Below are 17,247 nucleotides of genomic sequence, written 5' to 3' on the forward strand. Positions count from 1 at the left end.
AAGCACAACTAAGGCCGGCGATATTAGCACATAATACTTTGGTTGTACCCCCACTCACATCACAGCCAGCTAAGCATCGAATTGTGCGCGCGGCGGCTGTTGGTCAAAGTGTAATTGATGCAACGCGGCGGGCGGTTGCTCGCGCTCAATCAAGTGGCTCCAATAGGCATCGTCAAAGCCATAAAAAAACTGCCCTTGCCGACCTTGAGACTTTAATATCAGTTGCCACCATATTATGCCCCACAAGCCAAAGCTTAACAGGGTTAGCATAAAGTGCAGCCGATGATGGATAATGTTACTTTGATAAGATTGATTGGTTAATAATCTGATTTTATGATGTTTTATGGCTAGCTGCCCCGCCGACTTAACGCCATAGTAATGACCACTATTGGGTTTACGTTGCTGCATGTCTTCACCTATAACAATAGAGTAAAACGTCATTATTAAAGTTTAGCAGAACTAGACTTTAGTCGTAGGCGCGTTCGAGGATATTGCACTCAATTTCACTAGCAAAGCATGCTAAAGTAGCGCCCTTATTAACAGGAGAGAAGCATGCAAATTAGACAAGGCCAATTATCAGATCTGAATGCCTTAGTGCAGTTTAATCAGGCGATGGCCCATGAAACCGAGGGCTTAAGCCTCGATGAACAGGTATTGTCAGAGGGCGTAAAAACTCTACTCAAGCAACCAGAAAAAGGCTTTTATCTGGTGGCAGAAGTGGAGGGCGAGATTGTCGGGTCGCTGATGGTCACTTTTGAGTGGAGCGATTGGCGCGCCAAAGATTATTACTGGATCCAGAGCGTCTATATTCGCCCGCAAAATCGACGCCAAGGGATCTACGCCAAACTCTATCAAGCGGTGAAGGATATTGCCGAGCAAAATGGCGGCGCTGCCAGCTTTAGGTTGTATGTCGAGCAGGAAAATACTCAGGCGCAGCTAACCTATCAAGCCTTGGGGATGGAGCAAAGCTACTACTTGATGTACGAAGAGAAATAGTCTCGCTGCACCAACAAAAACGCCCCAGTCAACTTATCGTCTCAGGGGCGTTTGTTCTTCTGCGTTAGTCATTATCTAACGGCTAGAAATTAATGATTAGGCACAAATACTGGTGACCTTAATCGCCAATCCACCTTGGCTGGTTTCACGGTATTTAACATGCATATCTTTGCCAGTTTCGTACATGGTGGCAATCACCTTATCTAAGCTGACTCTAGGTTCGCTGTTACGGCGCATCGCCATGCGAGTCGCGTTAATCGCCTTAACTGCAGCAATCGCATTACGCTCGATACAAGGTACCTGCACTTGGCCTGCAACCGGATCACAAGTTAAACCTAAGTTGTGCTCCATACCAATCTCGGCAGCAATACACACCTGAGAAGGATTAGCGCCCATCAACTCGGCAAGCCCAGCGGCCGCCATCGAGCAAGCAACCCCCACTTCACCCTGACAACCAACTTCGGCACCCGAAATCGAGGCGTTACGCTTGTACAAGCCACCAACGGCTCCGGCAGCAAGATAAAAGCGGCTATACTCTTTCTCGCCCACCGGCTGAATAAACTTATCGTAATAGGCCAGCACCGCCGGAATGATCCCCGCCGCACCATTGGTGGGCGATGTCACTACGCGGCCACCAGCGGCATTTTCTTCGCTCACCGCTAAGGCAAACATGTTGATCCAATCAACAATCACCATAGGATCCGATGATAAACGCTCGTTAGTCACTAACTGGCGAAACAGCGCCGGCGCACGACGTGGCACGCGCAGTGGCCCTGCCAACACCCCTTCGTTCTGACAACCGCGCTCAATGCCCTCTTTCATGGTGCGCCAAATCGCGCCAAATCCGTCGAGTATGCTCCGCTCACTGCGCAGCACCTTCTCGTTGGCCATCATAATGGCACTGATGCTCATGCCGGTCTCATCGCACAATTTCAGCAGGTCGCTGGCATACGCAAAAGGATAAGGCACGACAATCTCATTGGCCGCGGCTAAACCAAAATGGGCTTCATCGACAATAAAGCCGCCGCCAATCGAATAATAGGTTTGGCTGTAGGTGCAGGTGTCACCTATCCAAGCACTGAGCGTCATGCCGTTTTCATGCAGGGGTAAGGCGTGTTGATGAAACACCACCGCGTCCTTGGGAAAGTCGACTCGGTGGCCTTCGGCCCCCAGTGGCAATGCTGATGTCAGCTCCACTTGGCGAATAAACTCAGGCATTAAATCAATATCGACCGTTTCAGGTAAGTTACCTGCCAGCCCCATGATGATGGCACTATCGGTATGGTGTCCCTTACCCGTTAACGATAATGAACCGTAAATATCTACGGTCACTCGTGTGAGCTGAGTCAGCTCGCCTCGTTGACGCAAGTCGTCAATAAACCCTTTGGCGGCCTTCATCGGCCCGACAGTGTGTGAGCTCGAGGGACCCACACCTATCTTAAAAATATCAAATGCGCTAACCATAATAGACCTTACACTTATGAGGCCGACCAGCCATAACTGAACTGGCGGCCTTCAATCAGTAGCTTAAGACAGCATGCCAAAGAGAATGGCTGTCATTGCCAACAAGCCCGCAATGATCACAAACACATTGCTAATGCGGCCACGATAGGCTTTCAAGCTTGGCACCTTGTATACGGCGTACATAGGCATTAGGTATAAGATAGCCGCAATAATTGGCCCGCCTAACGCTTCAATCATGCCAAGAATACTTGGGTTGATAATCGCCACGCCCCAGATGGTGAGGAACATAAATGCCAAGATAAACTTATCAATCTTACTGTCACTGACTTTTTTATCTGCGCTACGAAGCTGTTGAGTGATGATGCCGCGCATCCCCTCTGTCGCTCCCATATAGTGACCAAAGAATGAAGAAACAATCGCGATAACCGCAATGATAGGACCAAAGTAGCTGACAAAACCGCTCGCATGCACGTTGGCCAAGTACGATAAGATAGGTAAGTTTTGCGCTTTCGCTTCACCAAGTTGCGCTGGGCTGAGTGACAACACACAAGAGAACACAAATAGCATCACAAATCCCACCAACATCATGCTGGTGTTACGCAAAATCACGTCGGCTTTTTTCGCCGCGTTCTGACCATGCTCGCGCTTAAGCGATACTGAGAACTGTGAAATAGCAGGTGAATGGTTAAAGGCAAACACTAATACCGGAATGGTTAACCACACAGTGCCTAAGAAGTCAGCGGTAGCTGGCACTTGCATCAAGGCATCGGTTTTCCAGCTTGGGATGAGGTACAAAGACATGAAGGCCAAGATGCCCACTAATGGATACACCAATAGCTGGGTCACTTTAAGCATAAATTTCTCGCCAGACACCATCACCGCCATCATGGCTAAGATCAACACACCTGACAAAATAAAGCGTGGTGGCGATGCCATGCCTAACTGATTGACGATAAAGCTGTCGACAGTATTGGTAATACCAACGCCATAAATCAGTACGATAGGATAAATCGCAAAGAAGTACAGCACAGTGATCGCTTTACCTGCGCCGGCCCCAAAATACTCCTCAACCACATGAGTAATGTCGCTGCCCTGCTTTTGTGACGAACACACAAAGCGTGACAAACCGCGATGGGCTAAATAGGTCATAGGACCGATGATCAACGCCATCATCACGAGAGGCCAAAAACCGCCCATACCGGCATTAATCGGTAAGAACAAAATACCAGCACCAACCGCAGTGCCAAACAGGCTTAACATCCAAGTTGTATCGGTACGGGTCCACTTCGACGGAGCCGGGGTTAACACTTGAGAAACTGTCGCTTCATTTTGCATAAATGTGACCTTTATTGATGCTCAAGGCATCTTATGTTTTGCTACGACTGACTAGGATTTTCCTAGCAGTACGACTAAATTCGGTCACAGAATATAGGATAAAGTGCACTAAAAATTGATCTGACACGGTATTTTGTAATGAAATTTCATAATCAGCTAATATTGTGATCGGTGTTCAATTAAAGCTGTAGTAATTTTTCATATTGGTAATGCAGGATTAACTTATATACACCTAGCGTTAACAGTTGCGCTACCGCAAAGCCAGTCTGGCTGGGCAACACAATAATTGCGCAAAAGCTAAATAACGACATTTGTCACGCCACAAGCAAAAACGAGACGCGCACCAGCAAAAGCAACACCAACCCCAACCAAGATCACATTATATTGACCGTGCAACTTAGGTCGCCACTCTGCCGAAAATGTTACAATCGTGACAAAATCTAGCCAGGCTCATGCACTATGGTCGCGGCTATGGCAAAATAGTGGCTAAAACACAGTTAATTCGAGATGAGTTCATGCCCCCGCTTGTGACAGAGAGTCCTATTCGTATTACCGTCGGTTCGACGAATCCAGTAAAAATTACCGCGGCGCACAATGCCATCGCCTTGCTCTTTCCGCAGGCGCAGATCATCAGCCAAGGTATCCACGCCCCTTCTGGCGTGGCTGCGCAGCCCATGACAGATAGCGAGACTCGTGCAGGCGCTATCAACCGAGCGCGCTACTGTGAGCAACAAGCAGAGCTACAACCCCACTTAAGCGCCGAACTCTACATCGCCATGGAAGGCGGTGTTGACTGTTTCGAGCATGGCGCTGCCACTTATGCTTACATGGCCATTATCCATCAAGGCAAACTGTCTGTCGGTCGTAGCGCCCAACTGCCCCTCCCCACTGCAGTGTATCAAGCTTTAGTCGACGGCGAAGAGTTAGGTGATGTCATGGATAGGCTGTTTAACACAGTCAACATTAAGCAAAAAGGCGGTGCCATAGGCCTACTGACGGACGGTAAAGCCTGTCGCGAAAGCGTTTACACCCAAGCGATTGTGTTGGCAATGGCCCCCATTTTAAATCCACAGGTTTATGTTTAAGGCTCAAACTTAGCCGCCCCATGGTCATGGCGGCTATATATTAGCAAAGGCTTGCATTTAAAAAATAAGCCGTCTAAATTAGGTATCCATTGCAACTAAATAGGATACGCACGTTATCGGTAGCATGCTTATGATAACCTCAATCGCTTGCTAGACGACTCGCGCAACCCACCTATGAATGACAACGGATCGCCAATGACTGACAATAGCATCACTTCTCTTGATAATGTCTCACAGCTAACGGAGACTGGGTTACCGCAAACCTGCTCCTCGTTACGAAAAATATCACGCCGCTTAGTCAGGCAATTGGGAATGCTCAACACCGATGGTATGCCGTTAAACTTATCACCTGTGCTAGCCCATGCATTAATCGAGCTCAGTAACCAAGAATTATCGGTCAATCAACTGGCACAGCTGCTTAATATCAACAAGTCCAATGCCAGTCGCGCCGTCAGCCAACTGTGTGAAAAAGGACTCGCACAAAGCCGCACTAACCCCAGAGACAGCCGCAGTTCATTATGCAAGTTGACACCCCAAGGTAAACGCCAGCTCAAAAACCTTAATCAGCAACAAAATACCTTATATCAGCAGATCCTCGCCCAGCTCTCTGCGGCACAAGTGAGTCAGCTCACCGACTCGTTAAACCTGTATTCGCGGGCTATCGCCTATGCCGAGCAGCAACAAAACTTTGCGATCCGCAGTATAACTCCAAACGATAACCCTCACATCGCCCAGGTAATCCGCTGTGTGTCGGCCGAATATGGCCTCACACCAGATAAAGGCTATGGGGTTGCCGACCCCACTCTCGACAGCTTGTATCAGGTCTATGAGATGAGTGATGCCCACTACTGGGTCATCACTCACAATGGACAAGTATTAGGTGGGGCGGGGATCGCGCCATTAGCCGACCATGATGGAATTTGTGAACTGCAAAAAATGTATTTTTTGCCCAGCTTACGCGGCAAAGGCTTTGCGCGGCGTTTAGCCTTGCAAGCGCTAGAGTTTGCCCGCAAGCAAGGTTATCAAGCCTGTTACTTAGAGACCACGGCCTGCCTCAAAGAAGCCTTGGTATTATATGAAAAACTGGGCTTCGAACACCTAAATCAGCCCTTAGGCGACACTGGCCATGATGCCTGTGAACTCCCTATGCTGCTCAAACTTTGACCGCACAATTAACATTAAAATCATTGAGATACATTATTGAATTGTGGGGCAACAAATTAACTAGTGTTTTACAATAAAGATTGATAGGGTCTAGTGGTATTTACAGATGAGTTTTTTCCGATTCATGCTGTTAAGCCCAAGGGGCGCGATTCTTGGCCATGGTAGGGCCGCTAGGTAAGACAACAATGATGACCTTAAAGCCTCATCTTACCCGCAAAGCCAATCCCCCTACAACAGCCACTGCCCCCTAGTTTTAAACATTATTGTTGTGCATTTCGGAGACTTTCATGGACTATAGACGACTCCCGCATTCTAACCTCAACGTCAGCCAACTTTGCCTTGGCACCATGACGTGGGGCGAGCAAAATACCCAAAGTGAGGCGTTTGCTCAACTCGATTACGCCATCGGCGAAGGCATCAACTTTATCGATACCGCCGAGATGTATCCGGTGCCCCCCAAGGCCGAAACTCAAGGGGAGACCGAGCGCATATTAGGCCAATACCTCAAGGCGCGTGGCAATCGCGACAACCTAGTGATCGCCACTAAAGTGTCGGCTCCCGGTGGCAAGAGCGATTATATTCGTCCCAATATGGCATTGGACTGGCGTAATATTCACCAAGCGGTCGATGACTCTTTGAGTCGCTTACAGGTTGAGACCATCGACCTGTACCAACTGCATTGGCCTGACAGAAACACCAACTTCTTTGGTGAACTGTGTTACGAGCAGCAAGAGCAAGAAAAACTCACGCCGATCATCGATACCCTAGAAGCCTTAGCCTCGCTGATCAGCGCCGGTAAAATTCGCTACATTGGCGTCTCTAACGAAACCCCTTGGGGCTTGATGAAATATCTGCAACTGGCAGAAAAACATGGCTTACCACGCATCATTAGCGTGCAAAACCCCTATAACTTACTCAACCGTAGCTTTGAAGTGGGCATGGCCGAAATCGCCCACCGCGAAGAGTTGCCGCTGCTGGCCTATTCACCACTGGCTTTTGGTGCCCTAAGTGGCAAGTACCTCGACGGCCAATGGCCCGAAGGCGCGCGCATGACGCTGTTTAAGCGCTTTGCCCGTTATAACGGTACCCAATTAGCGCTCGAAGCGACGCAAGCCTATGTGGAATTGGCGCGCGAATTTAAGCTAAGTCCAGCGCAAATGGCCTTGGCCTTCGTCAACAGCCGAAAATTTGTCGGCTCTAACATCATTGGCGCCACCAACCTTGAGCAGCTCAAAGAGAATATCGACAGTCTCAATGTCACTCTGAGCGAGCCGTTACTGGCCAGACTCAACAAACTAGCCGATCGCTATCGCCTGCCCTGCCCCTAACGGGCAAGGGATGTGACAAAAGCTTGCAATAGGCGCTAAGATCTCCCAAGATCCTAGCGCCTGTTTATTTATTGCTGCCGGAACCACCAATGGACTTAACTCAACTGCGCGCGCAGTTTCCCGCCCTTGCTCAAACTCTAGGGGATTACCCGCTGTGTTACCTTGATACCGCCGCCACCAGCCAAAAGCCATTAGCGGTGATAGAGGCGATGACTCAGTATTATCAACACGATAATGCCAATGTACACCGCGCAGCGCACCAGTTATCGAGCCGAGCCACCGCCAGTTATGAAGCGGTGCGCGACAGCGTGCAGCGCTTTATTCATGCCAAGCGCCGCGAAGAGATCATCTTTACCCATGGCACCACCGAAGGCATCAACATGATTGCCCACGGATTGAGTGAGCAGGTACGCAAAGGCGATACTATTTTAATCGACAGCGCCGCCCATCACGCCAACATAGTGCCATGGCAGATGCTCGCTCAGCGCACTGGCGCAAGGATTGTCCCTATTCCGCTCAATGCACAACAGCGCCTCGACCAAGACGCCTACGCGCGGCTACTGGCCGATAAGCCTGCCATCGTCGCCCTTGGACATGTGTCTAATGTGCTTGGTACGGTCAATCCTGTGCAGCAGATGGTTAAACAAGCAAAACAAGCAGGGGCGATCACAGTGATCGACGGCGCGCAGGCCATTGCGCATTTGTCGGTGGATGTGCAGGCACTCGACTGCGATTTTTACCTGTTTTCGGCACATAAAATGTATGGCCCAACTGGCGTTGGCATTCTCTATGGCCGCTTTGAACGCCTCGATAGCCTCAGCCCACTGCTCACGGGCGGTGAGATGATTAAACAGGTCAGTTTTGAAAGCACCCAATTTAATTCGTTACCTAACCGACTCGAAGCCGGCACGCCTGCGATCAGCGCCGTTATCGGCCTGGGGGCTGCGATACGCTTTATTGCAGGCTTAGATAAAGTGCAGACACAACAACGTGAAACTGAGTTGCTCCAGTACCTGCAACGCAGGCTTAGCGATGTCGGCGATATCACCTTATACGGTGCCCATGAGGATAATATTGGCGCTGTGGCCTTTAACCTTGCTGGCGAGCACCATCAAGATGTGGGGATTTTACTGGATCAACAAGGTATTGCGGTGCGCTGCGGCCACCACTGCGCCATGCCGCTGATGCACGCCTTACAGCTTAACGGCTGCTGCCGCGCCTCTATTGGGGTGTATACCAGTAAGCAAGATATCGACCGTTTTATCGAGGCGCTTGCCTCAGTCAAAGACCTGCTGCTGTAAAGCGCGGCCCATTGCATAATTTAAGGACTTCCATGACGCAAGCCACTCCACAACCGGCCGAGGCCCTCTTTTTAGCCCAGCATTTCGATAGCGAGGCGATCATCAAGCGTTTTAACGCCGCCGCCAACTGGCAAGAGCGTTATCGTGAGATCATGTTACTGGGCAAAACCTTACCGCCACTCGATGAAAGCCTGCGCACAGAGACGGCTAAGGTTGAAGGCTGCGAAAGTAACGCGTGGCTGTATCACACCTCTATCGACAACAAACACTATTATGTGGCCGACAGCGATGCCCGTATCGTAAAAGGCTTAGTCGCCTTACTGCTTGCCGTCACCCATGGCCAAGACAGTGCAACCATCGCGGCGCTGGATATTAACGCCTATTTTGACCAGTTAGGCCTAACCGGTCAGCTGAGCCCATCTCGTACTAACGGCCTGTATGCTCTGGCGTTAGCCATAAAAGCCGCCGCTCAATAAGCTCGCCCCGATAGGCCCTGTTCCAATAGACAACAAGCCTCCGTTAGGAGGCTTTTTACTGCTGTTGATAAGCAACACTACTGGCGACTGCTGGCCGTCAGTGGCAGGGTTCGATTCATCTGCCGGCCAATATAGGCCCCGACGATCATCGCCACAACAAATAACACCATAGGCAGGTCCAGATGGGCTAAATTAACAATCGATGGCCCAGGACAGATACCTATCATGCCCCAGCCTAAACCAAACAAGGCAGCCCCAATGACCAAGGGCGCATCAATAGCGCGCTTGGTGGGCAGGTGGTAACACTTATCAAATACGGGGCCAAGCTTAGCCTGCACACGAGGCTTAACCACCAGCAGATACAAGGGTAAATAAACTGCCAAACCGCCAGACATCACAAACAGCAAGGTCGGGTCCCACTCGCCGCTCAGCAGTAGACTCACATTTAAAAAGCCAATCACTTTAGCGGGATCGGCCAGCCCAGAGAGCATTAAACCTGTACCAAATAATACACCACAAAATAGTGCAACAATCTTTTTCATCTCAACACCTTAGTGGAAAACTACCGCAGAAATAACACCCATCAGCATAAACACCAGTGTCGCCACCATCGAGCGGGGCGATAAGCGGCCAACGCCACAAATGCCGTGGCCACTCGTACAGCCACTGCCAATCGCGCAGCCTAATCCCACTAAAACACCCGAGATAAGCAGTAACGGAGTCGACTGCAACACTGAGCTTAACTCGATAGGCGCAAGGCCAAATATCGCCTCAAGCGGTGCGCCCATGATGGCACCACTAAGCAATAACCCGCCCAGAAAATACCATTGCCAGCCCAAGCCTTTGGCTTGGGTCTTGCTGTCATCGCTGCCCCATAGCGCGCCCGATAAAATACCACTAATGCCGGCAATGCGGCCATTGAGCAGGAGCAGTAAAATCGCCCCTAGCCCCACTAATAAGCCACCGCATAATGCAATAACATAGGATGAAAACATCGAATACTCCTTTCACCTTCAATAACTTATAAAATTTAATAAGCTCAATCGATTTAAGTCGAATGAGCCTAGATACGCGCCTTAATAATGTGCATTGGCCATTAAGTACGTTTTGTAACCCCCGGTTAAGTTTTTGGCTTTAAAGCCATGATTAACCAACATACGGTATGCCACGTGACCGCGTAGGCCAACATAGCAAAATACTAAGATCTCTTTATCTTTAGGCAGTTCATCTAACCGATCGCGCAATTGATCTAACGGAATATTGACCGCCCCTTCAATGGCGCCCATCTTGGTTAATTCACCTGGATTACGAATATCAAGCAGCCACTGCGCAGGGTTGCGAGCATCAATTTCTTCACTATGACACACTCGGCTGTCGCCCTTTAAGATATTGGCGGCCACGAAACCCGCCTGATTGAGCACATCTTTAGCCGAGCCAAAAGGCGGCGCATAAGTCAGCTCCATATCTTGCATATCATAAACCGTCAGCCCAGCTCTAATCGCAACGGCCAGCACATCGATGCGCTTATCGACCCCATCTTTACCCACGGCCTGCGCGCCTAGAATCTTGCCATCTTCAGTGCTGTAAAGCAGCTTCAATGACACCGGATGCGCCCCAGGAAAATAGCTGGCATGGCTAGCACCATGTACATAAATTTTATCAAAGCCGATGGCTGATTTTTGCAGGCGTTTTTCATTCAGGCCGGTATTGGCTACCGCCAGATCGAACACGCGGCAAATCGCCGTGCCTTGGGTTTTGTTGTAGCTGTCATCAGCGCCGAAAATATTATTGGCGGCTATGCGTCCCTGACGATTTGCTGGGCCTGCCAGTGGGATTAATGCCTTCTCACCTGTGAGTAAATCAAACTCCTCAACAGCATCCCCAACCGCAAAAATAGCGCTGTCGCTGGTACGCATCTTATCGTCGACTAAAATGCCGCCCAACTCGCCAATCGCCAATCCGGCTTCGACCGCAAGACGTGTCTCAGGCTTGACCCCAATCGCGGTAATTAACATGCCCGTTGTTAATGTGTCACCTGTGCTCAGCGAAAGCTGTAAACCACCTTCGATTTGCTCAACAGCGCTAAGGCCGCAGTTCAAACGTAAATCTACGCCATGCTCAACAATTTCTTGATGGAGCAGATTAGCCATTTCAAGATCCACTGGCATCATCACCTGATTAGACAACTCCAACAGCGTGACCTCGATATTCAGATGGCGCAGTGCCTCCATCATCTCTAGGCCAATAAAGCCGCCGCCCACCACTGTCACATGTTGCGGTTGCTGCTGTTTCAATGCCGCTAAAATGCGATCCATGTCTGGGATATTACGCAGCGAAAACGTCAGCGGATTATTAAGCCCTGGGATCGGCGGCGTAATAGGCGCTGCGCCCGGTGACAACACTAAGGCGTCAAAGTGCTCGGTATACTGCTCGCCAGTGCGTAAATTGTTAACCGTCACTGTTTTAGCCGTCTTATCGATAGCAAGCACTTCATGCTGCACCCGTACATCCACATTAAAGCGCGCCTTAAAACTCTCTGGAGTTTGCAACACTAAGGCACTACGTTCACTGATTTCACCACTGATATGATAAGGCAAGCCACAGTTGGCAAAAGAGACATATTCGCCGCGCTCAAACATAATAATTTCAGCATCTTCACTTAATCGTCTGGCGCGAGCCGCAGCCGATGCCCCACCGGCAACACCACCAATAATCAATAACTTGTTCATTTACTGTCTCCTGACTTGCGATTCAAATTCACCTTGGCCTATGTCGCGGTGCCCCGGGTGCTTCGGCTTTTCGAGTAACTGAGCCCTTAGCTTGATTGGCCTGCCTCAATCGACTAACAGCGGTTGTGCAAGGCAACGAGCTCAGTTTTTATGAGCCGACGAGTGTATTACATCTATAGGTACATGCAAAATTCTTTTATTAGAAAAACCTAAGAGATCAGATTTTCATTATTCATATTGGAGTAACACAGTTAATGGGTTAATGATGTGAAACCGTCGTAATTATGACTAAAGAAGGAGATAAACAGATGATTTATCGCCGATTGAGCGTCAATAAGTGCCCTTTTGGCTCTTTACAGCGCTCGCTTAGCCACATAAGATCCAGCCACTCTACGCCAAAGAAAGATACCTCAATGACCACAATAACCATTACTCGCCCCGACGACTGGCATGTTCACCTACGCGATGGCGACGTGCTTGCCGATACCGTTAGAGACACTGGCCGCTATATGGGCCGCGCGATCATCATGCCAAACCTAGTGCCACCCGCCACTAACCTTGACAGCGCCATGGCCTACTATGAGCGTATCAAAGCGGTCACCACCACCAACTTTGAGCCGTTAATGGTGCTGTATTTAACCGACAACACCACGGCCGAGGATATTCGCGCCGCCAAAGCCTCTGGCAAAGTGGTTGCCGCTAAGTTGTACCCTGCGGGCGCCACCACCAACTCAGATTCTGGCGTGACCGATGTGAACAACATCTACCCAGTGCTTGAGGCGATGCAAGAGGTGGGGATGCTGTTTTTGGTCCATGGTGAAGTCACCGACTCATCAATCGATATCTTCGACAGAGAAGCCATTTTCATCGAGAACACCTTAAAGCAAGTGGTGCAGGATTTTCCCAAGCTGAAAATTGTGCTTGAACATATCACCACCAAGGATGCGGTCGACTTTGTGATGAGCGCGCCAGACAATGTGGCCGCAACCATCACCGCCCATCACTTGCTGTATAACCGTAACCATATGTTAGCCGGTGGTATTCGTCCGCATTTTTACTGCTTGCCCATTTTAAAGCGCAACACTCACCAGCAGGCACTGCTGGCTGCGGCGGCCAGTGGCAGCAAAAAGTTCTTCTTAGGCACAGATTCGGCGCCTCATGCCAAAGATCGTAAAGAAGCCGCCTGTGGCTGCGCCGGCTCATATACCGCTCATGCGGCTATCGAGCTGTACGCCGAGGCATTTGAGTCGGTTAATGCACTCGATAAGCTGGAAGGATTTGCCAGCTTCAACGGCCCTGACTTTTACGGCCTAGCGCGCAACAGCGACACCATCACCCTAGTAAAACGCAGCTGGGATGTGCCAGCCACTTATCCACTGGGTGAGACAGGTGTGGTGCCGATTCGCGCAGGCGAGCGCATCGAGTGGCAAGTCGAAGACTAAGCCAAACAGCCTATAGGCTTGCGTGACTGTCGATATGCCAGAGCTTACTCACTGGGCGATGAAAATCGCACACCACGTTAGGGCTTGGGCTAATGGCCAAGCTAGATAACAAAACACCGCCATCACGGCGGTGTTTTTTATGGGCACGATACGCTTATGCTAACGCCAAGCTAATCTTAACTAAGCCAAGCTAATCTGAGCCAAGCGCCGATAGCAGCGGCAATCGGCCGATGAAAGACCATTAAAAGGCTTGAGCAAAAATGGCAAAGCTGCAGCCGATGGCGACCGACCAAGAAAGCGAGCGTAAGGTGCTTTTATCCAGCAGATACAAAATATGGTAAGCGACCCGCGCAATAATATGCCCCACAGCAAGTAACGCCACAGTGTCATTCACCTTATCTAGCGCGATCACGCTCAACACCGACAAGCCAAAAATCAGTAGCGATTCAAAGGCATTTTGATGCCCAGCGACCGCTCGCGCGCCAAAGCCAGTTAACTGCGCTTGCTGGGCTCTAGGTTGATGATTGTCATAGCCCCCCAACTTTGCCATAGCTACCGCCACCGGCCCCTTGGCCAAATAAGGCAGTAACATGGCTAACAATAAACAAGTTAATAAAATGGTCATGATGCATATTCCTTTTAGCAAATAACGGGCAAGGGGTTAATCACCGCACTTTATGAGCGCGCCTTATCTAGCGCTTGGCACAGCGCCTGGATACCTAAGATAGCGCGCGGCGCAGCGCGATGTAATAAATCGGCATTAAGTTGATAAATGTGCTGCTGTTTTACCGCCGGGATCTCCTGCCAACTCGACCAGTCTACCCCATTGACATTGCCTTTATCTTGGCTTTGCAAAATCACCTGTGGCATCTTCAATAGCACGGCTTCGAGGCTCACCTGCGGATAGGCGCTGGCTGCATCGGCAAACACATTCTCGCCATGACACACCTCGATGATCTGCTCTATCCAACTGCCTTTGGCCACCGTCATTAGCGGCGTCGACCATAACTGATAAAACACCTTCACCTGTGGCTTATCTTGGTTTTGCTGTCGCAATTGTTGCAACTGCTGCTGATACTGGCTGGCCACCTTTTGCGCCTGCGCCTCATGGCCGGTGAGCTGTCCCAATGCCAGTAAATCCTCTGCCACTGCGGTCAACGATTTAGGGTCGCTGTTATAAATGGGGTAGCCTAATTGGCTTAGACGCTCAATCTCTTCGGCCTTATTGCCACTGCCCCACACCACAATTAAGTCTGGGTTGAGCTCAATCACCCGCTCAATTTGAATCCCATAATAGCCACCGATGCGGGGGATCTGCTTTGCCGCCTCGGGAAAATCGGCGTGATCTGTGGTGGCGACAATATTATCACCCGCGCCAATGGCATAAAGCATCTCAACGCCATGGGGCGACAGGGCGATAATCCTGCTCGCGGGGGCGGCCAATGCCACTACAGGCCAGCTTAATAGCAGGGCTAACATCCATTTTTTTATCATTTTATTCTTATCCTTTAATCGCATCTCGCGCTGCTTACCTCAATCCTCGGCCGCTAGCTAGAAGCTGCTGATGGTGCAGCAATCCAAGCCAGACATAAGCAATAGCATAGGTTCTTTTTCTGGGTCAGGAGTATATCGCTATACGCTCGGTGGTGGAAACAGACCTGCATAAGCTGGGGATGTGCAGATACTTCTGAACGAAGCCGCTGCCGACTTAGTCGAATAAAACTTCCTTAAAATGGGGGTTATCAACGACAATCGTTAGCTTTGCCATCGAGTCTAAAACAACCAATAAATCATCGTGTTCAATCTTGAGTTTTATGCACTCTTCACCTTGATGATTTTTTGCGGTATCAATAGCTTTTCCTGTGATGGCCTCACCCGATTTTAATGTGATTTCGACAGGATAATTAAACAAGCAAACTATCTCTATGTAGTCATAATTAGCGCAACTGATCATAAACCGCGTCCTGTTCACTTGGATAGAGTAGGCAGAATAACATCACTTTCAGGTACCGGTCCCCATCCCCAATGTTAACCTTAGAGGCAATGGCCAAATGAAATTGCCCTTAAAAGAGCCAAACGGTGGACTTCAATGTTAAGCCAAACAAGATTGAGCCCATGGATGGCGTCCACTTAACTTTTATCAGCTTTGATTAATTAGTGAATAGATCGAAAATATTACCTAAGGCACTCGTCTTACCGCGATAAAATTCGGTATAAGTACAGTTAGTGCAAATTACAGCAGTAAATTTTCGGTTTTGCATATCAAATATTTTAGACCAACCACTTCCCGTCGTTGCAATAGTATCCGTATCATAATCACAACAATCACATTTGGGGCATTTCCAATTTTTAGACATATTAATTCCTTTTTAATAAATGCTACCAAATAGATGCACATCCGTTACCAATCAATAACATAACTAAGTTACTAACCAATATCAATACACATTGTCATGCCCTACATCGGCAAATACACTTTCAACGCCTATTGTTATTTATGGATAAGGAAAACGGTTTATTTGAGTCTAAATAGTGAGTTTTATGATGCGGATGGCAAACTCTTTTGGCTAGAGCATTAACTATGCCTGTCTATGTATTCGCTACTTTTAAAAGCGTTGCTTAAAGCGAAAGAGTCAATCAATAAGCACTGAACGAGAGCCAAGAACAAATAGAAACTAAGGCAAAACTGCCTCGGTTAGCGAAGTACAGCCTTGACTAACTGGGAGCGTCCATATATGTCTATTTATTTTCTATAACTATGAATGATTTTTACCACTTTCATACGACTTAGCTTTAACAATCGTAAAATAAAATACAAGGAAGCCTAACCAAGAAAAAAACAAAGTCAGAAAGAACCAAGCCAGTTTATGATAACCGGATACAGCTTTTGACTTTAAAGATAAGATTAACGGCATAATAAAAATAATAAGGGCAATTATTTGACCTAGTGAAGTAGCATTAATATCCATTTAAAACTCCTTACTTTGATTTACTTATAACGCCCAGCACAACCGCTTCGTAAACTGGCGGGCTTTTTGGAACAAAAAGCGTGACAGTTTACGAAGTCGGCTTGCTGCTGCTTGTTATGTTTTGTGATACCTTGCACTGATCTAACTTATGATTCACGCGCGATTTTTCTAGTTTACATTTTTCTGTAGCAGCAAGATCTTCTTTTAAATCTTGCTCTTTTAGCCACTTTATTTTCTCTTCATTTATCTTAACTAGCCGTGAAATCTCAACATTATGTCTAGATTCAATTCGATTAACTTCATATGTATGGTAATACCAAAAGCCAGTTACAAGCGTTGTTGTTAAAGTTGCTATAACACCGCCAATCACAATCCCAGGGTGCTTACCAAACCAGTCTTGCCATGTATTTGTAGATTCTAATATAAATAGTCGCTGATCCAATTTTCCCAGTGTTTCATCAATCCTTAATTCGGTATTCACGACATCTCCCCACTTGGAGAAACTATTCTCTTAATGTCATCCTCTACTGCTGAGTTATTCCAACTATCATGATCATCTTCTCCTTTGATCAAGAGAATTCGATTCCCTTCCATATAGACATTAGTGCCTGAAAAGCTAACGTTATTAAGATTACCTGAAATTAGTCGCTGCTCAATCCCTTCTAATGTTTTATTAATCGATGTCACATTAGGCGTAAGAGTAATTTTACTTTTCTTATCATCATTAATCTCAAACTCTAAGATAGCACCTTTACCTATTGCAGGGTGTATCTTGGCTGATATGTTATATCCACCACGAACACTAGGCTTTAACCTTTCGATAAATTGATTAGCGTACTTTTTTAATTTTTTCTGATTATTCATTATCTATCTTAATATTCACTCTCGAAAAACATAACGCCCAAAGCAGCGGCGCGCGTTAGCGCGTCCAACCCTCAGGGCGATGCTGCCTTTGTTT

20 protein-coding genes are annotated in these 17,247 nt (G+C 48.3%); 7 read left to right on the forward strand and 13 right to left on the reverse strand.

From position 1 onward, the window contains the following. Positions 1-69: 69 nt before the first annotated feature. Complete coding sequence (locus tag AC5YBX_RS14075) at positions 70-408, reverse strand: hypothetical protein (RefSeq protein WP_494523880.1); 339 nt, start codon at positions 406-408, stop codon at positions 70-72. A gap of 144 nt (positions 409-552) precedes the next feature. On the opposite strand from AC5YBX_RS14075, the gene AC5YBX_RS14080 reads away from it, so the two are divergent. Next, on the forward strand, positions 553-996 hold the full coding sequence (locus AC5YBX_RS14080) for a GNAT family N-acetyltransferase (protein WP_494523881.1): 444 nt from the start codon (positions 553-555) through the stop codon (positions 994-996). Positions 997-1,092: 96 nt separating this feature from the next. On the opposite strand, the gene AC5YBX_RS14085 is transcribed toward AC5YBX_RS14080, so the two are convergent. Together AC5YBX_RS14085 and AC5YBX_RS14090 are read right to left on the reverse strand one after the other, a co-directional pair. Further along, entirely contained in the window at positions 1,093-2,460 is a 1,368-nt protein-coding gene (locus AC5YBX_RS14085; RefSeq protein WP_494520987.1) for an L-serine ammonia-lyase, read from the reverse strand. Positions 2,461-2,523: 63 nt separating this feature from the next. Beyond that, positions 2,524-3,795 carry a serine/threonine transporter gene (locus AC5YBX_RS14090; RefSeq protein WP_494520986.1) on the reverse strand — a complete coding sequence of 424 codons (1,272 nt, stop codon included), beginning with the start codon at positions 3,793-3,795 and terminating at the stop codon, positions 2,524-2,526. Between the two features lie 515 nt (positions 3,796-4,310). Here AC5YBX_RS14090 and yjjX point away from each other — a divergent pair. From yjjX to AC5YBX_RS14115, 5 genes are all read left to right on the forward strand, one after another. Further along, positions 4,311-4,880, forward strand: coding sequence for an inosine/xanthosine triphosphatase (gene yjjX, locus AC5YBX_RS14095; RefSeq protein ID WP_494524830.1), 570 nt, complete (start codon positions 4,311-4,313; stop codon positions 4,878-4,880). 195 nt (positions 4,881-5,075) lie between these two features. Continuing rightward, positions 5,076-6,044, forward strand: a complete 969-nt coding sequence (locus tag AC5YBX_RS14100; protein WP_494520985.1) for a bifunctional helix-turn-helix transcriptional regulator/GNAT family N-acetyltransferase — start codon at positions 5,076-5,078, stop codon at positions 6,042-6,044. 287 nt (positions 6,045-6,331) lie between these two features. Beyond that, complete coding sequence (locus AC5YBX_RS14105; protein WP_494523882.1) at positions 6,332-7,372, forward strand: NADP(H)-dependent aldo-keto reductase; 1,041 nt, start codon at positions 6,332-6,334, stop codon at positions 7,370-7,372. Positions 7,373-7,461: 89 nt separating this feature from the next. Next, positions 7,462-8,673, forward strand: a complete 1,212-nt coding sequence (locus AC5YBX_RS14110) for an aminotransferase class V-fold PLP-dependent enzyme (protein WP_494523883.1) — start codon at positions 7,462-7,464, stop codon at positions 8,671-8,673. Between the two features lie 32 nt (positions 8,674-8,705). Then, on the forward strand, positions 8,706-9,149 hold the full coding sequence (locus AC5YBX_RS14115; protein ID WP_494523884.1) for a SufE family protein: 444 nt from the start codon (positions 8,706-8,708) through the stop codon (positions 9,147-9,149). A 77-nt stretch (positions 9,150-9,226) separates the two neighbouring features. On the opposite strand, the gene AC5YBX_RS14120 is transcribed toward AC5YBX_RS14115, so the two are convergent. The 3 genes from AC5YBX_RS14120 to AC5YBX_RS14130 form a co-directional block, all read right to left on the reverse strand. Continuing rightward, a complete protein-coding gene (locus AC5YBX_RS14120) occupies positions 9,227-9,691 on the reverse strand; it encodes a DUF6691 family protein (protein ID WP_494520981.1) in 465 nt (154 codons plus the stop codon). Between the two features lie 9 nt (positions 9,692-9,700). Continuing rightward, on the reverse strand, positions 9,701-10,144 hold the full coding sequence (locus AC5YBX_RS14125) for a YeeE/YedE family protein (RefSeq protein WP_494523885.1): 444 nt from the start codon (positions 10,142-10,144) through the stop codon (positions 9,701-9,703). Positions 10,145-10,225: 81 nt separating this feature from the next. Beyond that, positions 10,226-11,878, reverse strand: a complete 1,653-nt coding sequence (locus AC5YBX_RS14130; protein ID WP_494523886.1) for an FAD-dependent oxidoreductase — start codon at positions 11,876-11,878, stop codon at positions 10,226-10,228. Between the two features lie 413 nt (positions 11,879-12,291). On the opposite strand from AC5YBX_RS14130, the gene pyrC reads away from it, so the two are divergent. Further along, on the forward strand, positions 12,292-13,320 hold the full coding sequence (gene pyrC / locus AC5YBX_RS14135; RefSeq protein ID WP_494520978.1) for a dihydroorotase: 1,029 nt from the start codon (positions 12,292-12,294) through the stop codon (positions 13,318-13,320). 241 nt (positions 13,321-13,561) lie between these two features. Here the strand turns inward: pyrC and AC5YBX_RS14140 are convergent, their stop codons facing one another. The 7 genes from AC5YBX_RS14140 to AC5YBX_RS14170 all read right to left on the reverse strand — a co-directional run bounded on the left by AC5YBX_RS14140 (position 13,562) and on the right by AC5YBX_RS14170 (position 17,153). Then, a complete protein-coding gene (locus AC5YBX_RS14140) occupies positions 13,562-13,945 on the reverse strand; it encodes an MAPEG family protein (RefSeq protein ID WP_494520977.1) in 384 nt (127 codons plus the stop codon). Positions 13,946-13,995: 50 nt separating this feature from the next. After that, positions 13,996-14,814, reverse strand: a complete 819-nt coding sequence (locus AC5YBX_RS14145; protein WP_475514782.1) for a cobalamin-binding protein — start codon at positions 14,812-14,814, stop codon at positions 13,996-13,998. A 214-nt stretch (positions 14,815-15,028) separates the two neighbouring features. Then, a complete protein-coding gene (locus tag AC5YBX_RS14150) occupies positions 15,029-15,274 on the reverse strand; it encodes a Rho-binding antiterminator (RefSeq protein ID WP_494520975.1) in 246 nt (81 codons plus the stop codon). Positions 15,275-15,470: 196 nt separating this feature from the next. Continuing rightward, entirely contained in the window at positions 15,471-15,677 is a 207-nt protein-coding gene (locus tag AC5YBX_RS14155; RefSeq protein ID WP_110457298.1) for a zinc ribbon domain-containing protein, read from the reverse strand. Between the two features lie 399 nt (positions 15,678-16,076). Beyond that, positions 16,077-16,289 (reverse strand): hypothetical protein, encoded by a 213-nt coding sequence (locus tag AC5YBX_RS14160; protein WP_475514784.1) that lies wholly within the window; start codon positions 16,287-16,289, stop codon positions 16,077-16,079. Positions 16,290-16,377: 88 nt separating this feature from the next. Beyond that, positions 16,378-16,770, reverse strand: a complete 393-nt coding sequence (locus AC5YBX_RS14165) for a hypothetical protein (protein WP_494523887.1) — start codon at positions 16,768-16,770, stop codon at positions 16,378-16,380. Then, positions 16,767-17,153, reverse strand: a complete 387-nt coding sequence (locus tag AC5YBX_RS14170) for a hypothetical protein (RefSeq protein ID WP_494523888.1) — start codon at positions 17,151-17,153, stop codon at positions 16,767-16,769. Before AC5YBX_RS14170 ends, AC5YBX_RS14165 begins: the two co-directional genes overlap by 4 nt. Between the last annotated feature and the right edge of the window lie 94 nt (positions 17,154-17,247).

It is taken from the genome of Shewanella sp. 492, assembly GCF_059338445.1.